Annotated in this window: 12 protein-coding genes; 2 read left to right on the top strand and 10 right to left on the bottom strand. The window is 63.6% G+C overall.

Annotated elements, in window-relative coordinates; all coding sequences use genetic code 11:
- Window positions 1-289 precede the first annotated feature (289 nt).
- The 8 genes from J7E80_RS24725 to J7E80_RS19820 all read right to left on the bottom strand — a co-directional run bounded on the left by J7E80_RS24725 (window position 290) and on the right by J7E80_RS19820 (window position 5,951).
- A complete protein-coding gene (locus J7E80_RS24725) occupies window positions 290-745 on the bottom strand; it encodes a hypothetical protein (RefSeq protein WP_396020815.1) in 456 nt (151 codons plus the stop codon).
- Complete coding sequence (locus tag J7E80_RS19790; RefSeq protein WP_215053936.1) at window positions 742-1,266, bottom strand: PaaI family thioesterase; 525 nt, start codon at window positions 1,264-1,266, stop codon at window positions 742-744. Before J7E80_RS19790 ends, J7E80_RS24725 begins: the two co-directional genes overlap by 4 nt.
- Before the next feature lie 46 nt (window positions 1,267-1,312).
- Complete coding sequence (locus J7E80_RS19795) at window positions 1,313-1,810, bottom strand: GNAT family N-acetyltransferase (protein ID WP_215053937.1); 498 nt, start codon at window positions 1,808-1,810, stop codon at window positions 1,313-1,315.
- 130 nt (window positions 1,811-1,940) lie between these two features.
- Window positions 1,941-2,459, bottom strand: coding sequence for a hypothetical protein (locus J7E80_RS19800; RefSeq protein WP_215053938.1), 519 nt, complete (start codon window positions 2,457-2,459; stop codon window positions 1,941-1,943).
- 12 nt (window positions 2,460-2,471) lie between these two features.
- Window positions 2,472-2,915, bottom strand: coding sequence for an NAD(P)H-binding protein (locus J7E80_RS19805; protein WP_215053939.1), 444 nt, complete (start codon window positions 2,913-2,915; stop codon window positions 2,472-2,474).
- 56 nt (window positions 2,916-2,971) lie between these two features.
- Window positions 2,972-3,964, bottom strand: coding sequence for an alpha/beta fold hydrolase (locus J7E80_RS19810; protein ID WP_215053940.1), 993 nt, complete (start codon window positions 3,962-3,964; stop codon window positions 2,972-2,974).
- A gap of 188 nt (window positions 3,965-4,152) precedes the next feature.
- Window positions 4,153-4,968, bottom strand: coding sequence for an oxidoreductase (locus J7E80_RS19815; RefSeq protein WP_215053941.1), 816 nt, complete (start codon window positions 4,966-4,968; stop codon window positions 4,153-4,155).
- Window positions 4,969-5,381: 413 nt separating this feature from the next.
- Window positions 5,382-5,951, bottom strand: a complete 570-nt coding sequence (locus J7E80_RS19820; RefSeq protein ID WP_215053942.1) for a TetR/AcrR family transcriptional regulator — start codon at window positions 5,949-5,951, stop codon at window positions 5,382-5,384.
- 192 nt (window positions 5,952-6,143) lie between these two features.
- Between J7E80_RS19820 and J7E80_RS19825 the strand changes: the two genes are divergently transcribed.
- Window positions 6,144-7,238 carry an NmrA family NAD(P)-binding protein gene (locus tag J7E80_RS19825; protein ID WP_215053943.1) on the top strand — a complete coding sequence of 365 codons (1,095 nt, stop codon included), beginning with the start codon at window positions 6,144-6,146 and terminating at the stop codon, window positions 7,236-7,238.
- 251 nt (window positions 7,239-7,489) lie between these two features.
- Here J7E80_RS19825 and J7E80_RS19830 read toward each other — a convergent pair whose 3' ends face one another.
- Window positions 7,490-8,167 carry a TetR/AcrR family transcriptional regulator gene (locus J7E80_RS19830; RefSeq protein WP_215053944.1) on the bottom strand — a complete coding sequence of 226 codons (678 nt, stop codon included), beginning with the start codon at window positions 8,165-8,167 and terminating at the stop codon, window positions 7,490-7,492.
- 94 nt (window positions 8,168-8,261) lie between these two features.
- Here J7E80_RS19830 and J7E80_RS19835 point away from each other — a divergent pair, with 94 nt between their 5' ends.
- A complete protein-coding gene (locus J7E80_RS19835) occupies window positions 8,262-9,206 on the top strand; it encodes an NAD(P)/FAD-dependent oxidoreductase (RefSeq protein WP_215053945.1) in 945 nt (314 codons plus the stop codon).
- Between the two features lie 880 nt (window positions 9,207-10,086).
- Here J7E80_RS19835 and J7E80_RS19840 read toward each other — a convergent pair.
- Window positions 10,087-10,368 (bottom strand): alpha-L-arabinofuranosidase C-terminal domain-containing protein (locus tag J7E80_RS19840; protein WP_285291886.1); only part of this gene is annotated, 282 nt, incomplete at its 5' end.

The raw sequence follows: 10,368 nt of genomic DNA on the forward strand, positions 1-10,368 counted from the left end.
TACGCCTAAGTAAACGGCATTGCTGCTAAATCAGCACAAACGGGCCCATCCCACTGCGATCACCACATGTTCACTAACTGTCGAGTGTGGATTTGATCCCTTGATGACGGCGCTCTGTGATCGTTCGTTGACGCATGTATGGCCCCGGGCCCGCAGCGGGGTTCCTCGTGGTCCTTGTAGAGCGCTGAGGCAGATGGTTTGGGTTTTTCCCTAATCGGGTCGATTCGCGGTTTCGCCCTGGGTTGTGGCCGTTTGTTGGATGCACGAGCTGAGAATCCGGAGCTTCTCTTCACTTGGGGACCCGGGAACGGGTGACCAGGCGGTGATGTGCAGGTCGGGGTCTCCGTCCCAGTGAAAGCCATGCACAGCCAGGCATCCCATGGCGGCAGATACTGGCTGTAGTGCGACGACGGCAGGATCCCCACCACGGGATGAAGGACGCAAAGGGTCCTGCCAGTTCATGTCTCAGGTCGGCCCTGAATGCTCCTTTGCGGCGAAGGCCCCGGAACACGTAGAGGGCGGTCAGGATCAGCCACAGAAAGCTGGCTGCTCCGTAGAGGATTTCCTCCGGCCACATCGGGGATCCGAGTGAGCTCGTCGCGGCGGACCAGGCGCCGCCGAGACCGGCAAGCCCCAAGGGAACGCCGAAGCGGCTCAAAGCCGGTATTCCCGAAACGGTGGTCGGGGACACGGCTCGATCCTGAGTGGCCGGCGCCGGCGCAACAGCGGTGCCGGTAGCAGTCATCCTGGCAGGGCGCCAGGTTGGTGGGCGAAGACGAGCAGCGTGCTCGTCGCGGTGGCGAGGAGTTCTCCGCTGGCGGTGCTGAGGCGGCCTTCGGTGAATATCACCCGCGGACCGGATTTAACGACGGACCCCTCAGCGCGAAGAGCACACTTCTGGAGCGTGATGGGCCGCAGGTACTTGACCGCCAGGTCGATGGAGGTGTAACCGATCCCTGCTTCCAGGGTGCTGTGTGCTGCGCAGCCGAGCACCGTGTCGAGGAGCGTGCAGGCCAGGCCACCGTGCACCATTCCGAGGGGGTTGTAGTGGGCTTCTCCCGGCTCGCACTGGAACTCGACGTGTCCGTATGTCGCATCGACGAGGTCGAAATTCATGAGGGAAGCGATCGGCGGCGGCGCAATGCTGCCGTTGCGGAGGCCGGAAAAGTAGTCCAGACCAGACAGCCGTGGCAGCTGTTCGAGCGCGATTGCTGGATTCGTCCAGGTGAAGGTTTCCGAGCGTTCCGCTGACGTGTTGGTTGACATGGGGTTTCCTCCTTAGGTTCTCTACGGGTCTTCCGCGTTCTGGAACTCAACCCTTAAGTTCCTTCTCGAAGCAGACTGATGACGGGATCGCGGTGTTGTAGGGCGGATAGGCCGGTATTTGCCTGTAGCCGATCTTCCGGTAGAGGGCTTCTGCTTCTGGTTGTTTGCCGCCGGTTTGAAGAATGACCCGCCGGGCGCCGGCCGCAGCAGCGATCTGTTCCAGTCCTGCCATGAGTTGAGTCGCCGCCCCGAGGCCACGCGCTGCGGGGTCAACGATGACACGCTTGACCTCCCACTCCCCGTCCAGCAGGCGAAGTGCCCCATGCCCTATCGCGTGCCCGAAGGAGGTAACAACGAGGACGTTCGCGACAAAGTCTTCAGCCGGGACTCTTAATACAGCCCTGGCGGCAGCCGGAAGGCTGGGCTCTTCCTCCGTGGCGTAGCGGGCGAGGAGTTCCTGGTTCAGCAGATCCCGCAATCGGCCAGCCCGCGGATCCTCAAAACTAACTTCCTCGAGATTCAGAGCCAACTTCTCAGCCGACACGACGCCCTCCTTTAGATGAGCCTGGTTGCAATTCCTACTTTGATCACGGCCGAAGCGACAGCCGTATTGGAGTCGCCAGCCTGGGGACTCCAATACGGGGAAACTGTTCTGCACTGGACAACTCAGCTGTTCAGGCAGATGCCAGCTTCCGGATGCGGGGATGGTTCTCCAGCGCCCACCGCGCAGTCTTCGGCGGGCGCCCGAGCCGGGTTTCCAGTTGGTCGATGGAGCCGCGGTATCCCCCGCCGCCCATCAGCCGGGCCAGAGCCTTGATGTGCTCCGCCGTGTGCGGAAACGCGGCCAGGGCATTGTCCACGTAGTTCTCGTTCCAGGTTTCGACGTCTTCGGGAACGTAGGTGACGTGGCGTCCCAGCGCGGCTGCGTAGTCCTCCGCGAACTCGTGCATGTCCTTCAGTTCCGGGCCGGTGAGCTTGTAGGACTTCGAGAGGTGCGGTGCCGGGTTGATCAGGATCTTCGCGCATAGCTCCGCCACGTCGTAACCGGCGATGGGCGCGAGCTGGTGGTGGCCGAAGGGCAGGCGCAGTTCACCGTTCCTCAGCGGCTCCAGCGCAAGCCAGGTCAGGATGGGGTTCTCGACGAACATGGCCGCCCGGAGGTTGACGGTCGGGAGGCCGGACCACTCCAGCATCTGCTCGGCGACTCAGTGGGCCCGCTGCTGTGGCGACCAGTCCGCGATGAGCCCGCCGAGCCACGCCCGCCGTTCTTCTTCTGGTGCGGTCATCTTCTCGAACGTCATGAACGACTGCTCGTACTCGGAGATGTTGACGAAGACCTCGATGTCGCCCTGGGCCCGCGCCGCCGCTGCCATCAGGCTGACGGCGTCGGTGTAGTACGGCGACAGGCTCATGCTGAAGTAGATGCGTCGGCAGCCCTTCAGCGCGGCGGTCACGTCGGCGATGTTCAGCAGGTCACCGACAAAGACCTCGGCCCCGGCCTGGCGGAGCGAGTGCGCGCGTTCGTCGTCCTGTCGCACGAACGCGCGCACCGGGTGCCCTTGTTCAAGCAGCATGTCGACCATGGTCCTGCTCACACCGCCGATTTCGCCGGCCGCGCCGGTGATCAGGATGGGATTGCGCTCTGTCATTTGTGTCCTTTGTCTGGTTGGGGTTCTCTGGTTGGATGGGTCAGAGGTGCGTAGGGTCATCGGGGAGGTAAGCCGTCGATGCGGGCGAGGAAGTCGAGGAGTGCGGCGTTGACCTCGGCGGGACGCTCCTGCTGTGTCCAGTGCCCGCACCCCGGCAGCACCACAGGTTCCTGCAGTCGAGGCACGAGGGCGGTCAGCGAGGCCAGCCCGCCCGGGCCGCTCAATGAGGTGACCATGTCGCGCTCTCCCACCATGTACAGCGCGGGGACGTCGATCCTGCGCCCCCGGAAAGGGGCGAGCAGTTCGTTGTTGCGTTCGATGTTCCGGTACCAGTTGAAGGCTCCGGTGAAGGCCCGTTCGCCGTGCAGGGCGTAGTCCTCGGCGTACACCTGGATGTCCTCCTCCGTCAGCCAGGCCGGGAGAGCGGGCGATTCGGGCATGGTGTCCAGGAGGCCCATGCCGTCGGGTATGACCAATGGGCGGGGCTCCGTGCTGTCCGGGTTGTCACCTGAGGCGCCGACGAGGATGCGGCGGAAGGAGTCCGGGATGTCCTTGGCGAGCTCCGCGTCAACGACTCCCGGCTGCTGGAAGTAGACCTGGTAGAAGCCCTCGCCGTACTGGGTGCGTGTGATGGAGGGTGGAAGCATACCGCCGGGCAGAATCGGCGGAACACTCAGCCCGGCCACGGCGCGGACCTTGTCCGGGCGCAACATTGCCGCGGTCCAGGCAACGGGTGCGCCCCAATCGTGTCCCACGAGGATCGCCTGGTCCTCGCCCAGCTCCTCGATCAGGGCGATCATGTCGCCGACGAGGTGGAGCAGCGTGTATGACGCGACGTCCGACGGCTGCACGCTGCGGGCGTAGCCGCGCTGGTCAGGGGCTACGACCCGGTACCCGGCCGCCGCCAGCGCCCCGAACTGGTGACGCCAGGAGTACCAGCTCTCCGGCCATCCGTGGAGCAGCAGGACCAGCGGGCCCTCCCCCTGCTCGGCGATGTGCAGCCTGACCCCGTTTACGTCGACGTAGCGGTGGGTGAGTGAACTGTTCATAAGGTCTCCTTGAAATCGGTGAGTGCGTATTACTTTTTCGGCTGCGTGTATATGTGGTTCCCGGGCCAGCGGACGGCTTGGCCTGGCATGTGATATCGGCAGCGGCCAGTATTGTGGGCGCCACTGCATGGGTGCCATCAGAGCGGGCAAGGCGACACTGTCAGGACTAAGGCCAGACTGGTGAAGCGTCAGCCGGCCATACGGTTGTACTTGCGGATCTGGTTGTAGAACACCTTGGATGGGACGATGCGGCGCAGCGTGCTGATGCGTCCGGCCATCGGGCCTGCCGTGTATCGGAGCTTCGGCTTTGGATCGGTTGCTGCTGCCACGATTGCCCGGGCTACAGTTGCGGGGGCATCCCCGTCCCTGACTGCCGTCGCTATCACCTTATCGGCGATGCGTCGCTGCTTCTCGTAGGCTTGGATCGGCGTATCCGGCCGGGTGCTGTTCGCCTCGAACCCGGTGTTGGTCCCGCCGGGCTCGACGAGAAGGACCCGCACGCCGTGTTCCCGGACCTCGTGGTCCAAGGACTCGGAGTACCCCTCGACCGCGTGCTTGGACGCCGCATAGGCAGCCAGGTACGGAGCTGGGATGAGCCCATAAATTGACGAGAGGTTGATGATGCGTCCGTCTCCCCGGGCTCGCATATGCGGCAGGACTTCCTTTGCCATGCGCATGACGCCGAAGACGTTGATGTCGAAGACGACCTGCGCCTGGGCGAGGGAATTTTCCTCGGCCGCGCCCGTCAGGCCGATGCCGGCATTGTTGACCAGCACGTCAATCCGCCCAAACCTGTCGACCACCTGCTGAACGACATTGGTGACCGACTCATCACTGGCCACATCGAGGTCAAGGAACGTGACGCCGTCGAGCGGGGTGATGCGCGAGGTGTCACGACTTGTACCGACCACATCGAACCCCGCCTCGACCAGCGAGAGCGCTGTTGCCTTCCCGATGCCGGATGACGCACCCGTCACGATTGCCACCTGCCGAACTGTTGTCATCACTGGACCTTCCGAGATAGTGAGAAACCGATTGGTTTCCCCCACAGTAAACCGATCGGTTTCCTAGGCGCAAGCTCTAGTCCGGATCAGATCCCAAGGTGCGTCACAGGGCTGCAGGTCGATCCGCCATCCGAGGATCACCATGGGGCCATCTGGACCCAGACGCGTCCTTCCTGGCTCGGCACCCCAAGCTGCTGCAGTCTCGCTCCGCCGAGGAGGCGCGGTCATTCGCCTCCCGACGCAGCAAGAAGGCGTCTTCGCGGCCGCCTAGATGTTGACCATGGAAGATTCCGACTACCCCTCGCATCGGAAAGTACAAGGTCATAAGCGATGCGAACCGCTCCGAAGGTCGGAGATCGACATTAGCTCGGCAAGCACATTAGTCGCCGAGCCTGCTCAAGGACGACGACGGGTTAGCTCATGCCTGCTGCATCGAGCAAAGTGCCCACGGTGGGCGTGATGAGCCCTGTCAGGTTGTCGGCTCCGATCCCGGCGCGGGCGCTGGCGCCGTCGAAGACCAGGCTGAGCTGCCGGGCCAGCAGGTCGGGGTCGCTGGCCCCACCCTGGATCGCCTCGGTACGGAAAAAAGCTGTCAGATTCCCCTTGACCCGGTGTGCCACTTGGCTCGCGGGATGACTCTGGTCCTTTAGCTCGATCTGCACAGCGAGGTACCGACAGCCTTGGAACTCGGGCGCACCGGCCTGCAATTCCACCTGCTGGAAGACGTGCAGGATCCGCTCACGAGGCGAACGGCCATCGCCCGCCGCAGGCAGGAGCCCCGCCACGAAGGCGGAGGAACGCTGCTCCAGGCTCGCGGCCAGCAGCTCGTCCTTGCTCTCGAACAGCTGGTACATGGAACGCTTGGACACACCGGCCGCCTTGCACAACGCCTCGATGCCGATGCCGACACCATCTTGGTAGGTAAGCGTGGCCGCTGCCTCCAGTAGACGCTCGCGGGAGCTTAGATTCGTTTCGGGGGCCATACTGCGAGGTTAACTCAGATTGTGACGAAAATGAAACCGATCGGTTTCAATCCTCTCCGAGTGCAGCCCTGCAATGCCAAGCTTGCTGCATGGAAACCGATCGGTGTACTGTAATGGAAACCGATCGGTTTTCGCTATGCCTCGGCCATTTGTGCTGATCGCGTCCGTACTCAACTTCTGGAGTCAAAAGCCATGTCTTCTCACACCACCCCGACCATCTTCATCATCGGCGGCACAGGGGCCCAGGGGATGCCCATTGTCCAAGGTCTCGTGGCCGACAAAAAGTACAAAGTACGGGTCCTCACCCGCGACGCCACCTCCCCGAGGGCCCAGGCACTCCTGGCGCTGGGCAACGTCTCCATCCTCGAAGGGTCATTCGCCGACGAAGACGTGCTGCGGGAAGGATTCCGGGGCTGCGATGGCGCCTACGTCAACATCGACGGGTTCAACACCGGTGAGAAAACGGAGATGTATTGGGCCATCCGCAGTTACGAGATTGCGATTGAAGAAGGAGTCAAGTTCTACGTCTACGGAAACCTCGACTACGCGCTCAAGAAATCCGGCTATGACTCAAAGTTCCGCACCGGCCACTACGACGGTAAAGGCCGGATCGCCGAGTGGGTGCTGTTTCAGAATCAGAAGAACCGGGACAGGATGGGAGCAGCGGTCTTCACTTCGGGTCCTTACATCGAAATGGTGATCTCACCACTCACGCCTATGACACCCGCTATTGAAGACGGTGTCGTCACGTGGCGTGTCCCGCTGGGCAAGGGCGCGGTTCCCCACGTATCCCTCGAAGATTGCGGATACTACGTTCGCTGGATCTTTGACAATCAGGAACGGGCGAACGGCATGGACCTCGAAGTCGCCATCGAACACATGACCTATGCCGACATGGCAGCAGCATTCGAGAAGGTCACAGGGCATCCGGCACAATACATCGACACAGATCTGGCAACCTACTGGGGTGGTCCACTGAGCGGCGCTGCTGATCTGCCCGCCGGATACAACGCAGATCCCAACGACAAGAGCACCATGAGCTTCCGGGATAACTTCACAGGCTTCTGGAACGTATGGAAACACAACATCATCACCAGGGACTACGCCCTGCTCGACGAAATTCACCCCAACAGGATCAGGAGCGCCGAACAATGGTTCAGGCGAGAAGACCAGCGGGGCAAAGACCTCGGCAAGGGAAGCCTCTGGGAGAGGGTCCAGCCCGAGAACTGGCGCAGCGACTCCCCGGTCCTCAAAGGCAGCGCAGATGCGAGAACGGGCAAGTTGTAAACGGGCCAGCGGCACTACGTGCAGAACGCTCAACTCACTTTCTCAAGGGCCGTCAACACGAAGTCGAACGCGGTCCGGCGGCCAATGACATAGGCAAAGACCCCTCTGCTCCCACCACCGAAGTCCGCCCTCCTCGTGGGCGTCGAAGAGGCCCAGGGGATCACCTTCACCAACTGGCCGCTGTCCTCGTCCTCGTCTTCGTCCCAGATCGGCGGGGATTGTGGTTGCTGCCGCACCGCGGCTGGACGCTACTAGCGCGATTGATCGGCAGTGTCGCCCGGGGCGGGGCGTCGAAGGGCTTCCCAGGCGGCGTCCGCGAGGACTCGTTCGGCGTGGGCGAGGTGTGCGGCCAGGGCGTCGGGCTCCGGTGCGGTGGAATGCCCGGAGGGTTCAATGGCGGCCCGAACTAGCTGTTCGGCGGGCCCGAGCCATAGCGCAAAGCTGTGCTCGTGCGGCAGCGCTCGTAGCTCCCCAGTCGCGGCGCGTTCGCCGAGCCAGCCGGCGAGCCGATCGTAAAAGTATTGCTTGAGTCGAGCTTCTTCGCCTTCGGAGATCTCGGCGACGTTGGGCTCGCGGCACTGATGCAGGTAGCCCATAGCGCGCGGATCGGCCCCGGCCCACCGTAGGTAGGCCACCACCAGCCCGCGGACGGTGTCCTCGGTGCGCGCGTGGCGGTCAAGTTCGACGAGCAGGTCGCCCTGGAAGCGCTGCAGGTGTTCCAGATAGACCGTGGAGGCCAGGCTGAGCTTGTCGCGGAAGTGGTGGTAGAAGCTGCCCACGCTCACGCCGGTCGCGGCCAGGATGTCTTCCACCCTGGTCGCGGCGACACCCCGGTCGAGGAACAGCTCGATCGCTGCGGCCGCGATGTCCTCGCGGCGCGAGCCGGGCCTGGCCCGATGGCCCGCGCTGGCAGTGGGGGTCCTGGTCATTGGTCCATTCTACCCCGGGGTAGAACAATCCTCGGTATCTGTGCTAGAACTTTCCTCTAGAGGTTTTGTCGGTTGATTTGGGAGGGTGAGGGTTATGGCGGAGTACGACGTGGTAGTGGTCGGTGGCGGGGTGGCTGGGTTGTCGGCGGCGATGATGTTGGGTCGGTCCCGACGGCGGGTGGTGGTCGTCGATGCCGGCGAACCGCGCAACGCCCCGGCGGCGCACCTGCATGGCTTCTTGTCCCGCGACGGTATGGACCCGGCCGAGCTGCTGTCCACGGCCCGGCGAGAGGTCCTCAGCTACGGCGGGGAGCTACTGGCGGGCCGAGCAGTCGGCATCGACCGCCTCGACGGGGCGCGGTTCGCCGTCCGCCTGGCCGAGGGCGGGCGGCTGGGCGCACGCGCGGTGGTGGTGGCAACGGGGCTTCGCGATGAGCTCCCCGAGATCCCGGGCCTGCGCCAGCGGTGGGGCCAGGATGTGCATTTTTGCCCGTACTGCCACGGCTACGAGGTACGGGACAGCGCGCTCGGGGTGATCGGAGGGGAGGACCGTGCGTTCAGCCTGCGCCAGGCGCAGCTGATCCGGCAGTGGTCCGACGATGTGGTGTTCTTTCCCCACCGGATCGACCTGGAGGCCCACGAGCGGGAGCTGTTGGTCGCTCGCGGCGTGCGGATCGTCGATGGCGAAGTGACGCGGATCGTGTCCGACGAGACCGGCGTCCGCGGTGTCGAGCTCGCCCAGGGTCCGATGGTCAGACGCACGGCGCTGTTCGTCGGCCCACGCTTCATACCGTCCGACAAGCTGCTGACCGCCCTGGGCTGCGAAGTCAATGACGAGGGCTGGGTCGCCACCGATCGCACCGGTCGCACCAGCATCGACGGCGTGTGGGCGCCCGGCAACGTCGTGGACCACACCGCCCAGCTGATCAACGCCGCCGCCGCCGGCTCCGCCGCCGCGATCGCGCTCAACAACTATCTGGTCGCCGCCGACGTCGAGAAGGCTCTCAACGGCCACACCGAGCCAGTACCAGCCAACTGAGGTGGTACATCCAGGCTGCAGTCCAGGCGCGAGTCAAGGGTGCAGAGGCTGAACTTGGCTCCATGGTCGCCCCCTCAGATAAGACATCTATGAGCATAGAGCGCCATCCGGCTGGGAAGCCTACCCAGCACGACGACCCCTCCGCGCATTTTCACCGTGCTGAACCATTCTTCGGTGTAATTTCACTCGCTGAGTTCGAGGTGCAGATTCTGTCGGTGCCTGTGGCTAGGACGCGTCAAATGCCATGCCCTTCGCGTACTGCTGGGCTTCGACTTGATATTCCTCCAGGATTTCCAGCAGGCGCACGCCGGTGGTCAGAACTGTGCTCTGATGCGCCGTTGTGCTTCACCGGCGGTTCTTGCGCTTCTTCCACTTGGGCAACGAGGGTCCTTCTGCGGCCAGCTCCTGTGGCCCAACTCGTACGGACCGACTTCGTTCCGCCCAATCCCACCGACACCCGATCGTGGACGAAGCCGTCGCCCCATGTTTACCCGCTATCGCGCCGGTTCCTGAACCCCGGAAGCCCGCGTCGCTGGTGCTGGCGCACGGTTGTGACCGCTCGGGAGGCGGTCACAACCGGTTACAGCTCACAAACGTTGGCTCAGCCGCGGGTCCCGCGGCGCTAAGTGGCGCTCCTAGTGGTTGGCCCCGACATCGGTCTTCATGTAGTGCGCGTCGTCAAAGCTCGCGATAGACCGTCGTCCGAGGCACAGGGTTCAGCTCCGCCGGTTCAGCCTGCGTGTGCTCGCCGGCGTCGTGCAGCGTCAGATGATGCTTCCGCCTGGTTTTCGACAATCTGGGCTGCTTGCCTTTCAATCGCCCCTTCGGCGCTCGGGGAGCCTGAGGTCGTCCCGGCCGCCCGGGCGGACCTGCGGCTATTTCAACCTATGTTGAGTGCTGTCCAGGAGACCGGAGGCAGGGTGATTTCCACAACGCCGTTTCGCACCACCGCACTCTTATTCGGGTGCAGGCCGACGCGGTCCGGATCTTCGAGTGTGTTCTTGGCGTAGACATCCGTGTCCGAGAGCGTCTGCGCATCCAGAACGATGACGCTGTTCAGGGCTGTCAGGTCGATGGTTACCGTTGCCTCGTCGGTCCGTGACCGGTTGACGAGGAAGACTGAGGTTGTTGCCGCATCCAGGTCGAACGTGGCGACCGCGTC

The sequence above is a fragment of the Arthrobacter sp. ISL-28 genome, assembly GCF_018613875.1.
In the GTDB taxonomy this organism is placed as follows: Bacteria; Actinomycetota; Actinomycetes; order Actinomycetales; family Micrococcaceae; genus Arthrobacter.

Bases quoted from the DNA above. Each gene is read 5' to 3' on its own strand.
- J7E80_RS24725 (WP_396020815.1), bottom strand. From the start codon at position 745: ATGACTGCTACCGGCACCGCTGTTGCGCCGGCGCCGGCCACTCAGGAT.
- J7E80_RS19790 (WP_215053936.1), bottom strand. From the start codon at position 1,266: ATGTCAACCAACACGTCAGCGGAACGCTCGGAAACCTTCACCTGGACG.
- J7E80_RS19800 (WP_215053938.1), bottom strand. From the start codon at position 2,459: ATGCTGGAGTGGTCCGGCCTCCCGACCGTCAACCTCCGGGCGGCCATG.
- J7E80_RS19805 (WP_215053939.1), bottom strand. From the start codon at position 2,915: ATGACAGAGCGCAATCCCATCCTGATCACCGGCGCGGCCGGCGAAATC.
- J7E80_RS19810 (WP_215053940.1), bottom strand. From the start codon at position 3,964: ATGAACAGTTCACTCACCCACCGCTACGTCGACGTAAACGGGGTCAGG.
- J7E80_RS19815 (WP_215053941.1), bottom strand. From the start codon at position 4,968: ATGACAACAGTTCGGCAGGTGGCAATCGTGACGGGTGCGTCATCCGGC.
- J7E80_RS19820 (WP_215053942.1), bottom strand. From the start codon at position 5,951: ATGGCCCCCGAAACGAATCTAAGCTCCCGCGAGCGTCTACTGGAGGCA.
- J7E80_RS19825 (WP_215053943.1), top strand. From the start codon at position 6,144: ATGTCTTCTCACACCACCCCGACCATCTTCATCATCGGCGGCACAGGG.
- J7E80_RS19830 (WP_215053944.1), bottom strand. From the start codon at position 8,167: ATGACCAGGACCCCCACTGCCAGCGCGGGCCATCGGGCCAGGCCCGGC.
- J7E80_RS19835 (WP_215053945.1), top strand. From the start codon at position 8,262: ATGGCGGAGTACGACGTGGTAGTGGTCGGTGGCGGGGTGGCTGGGTTG.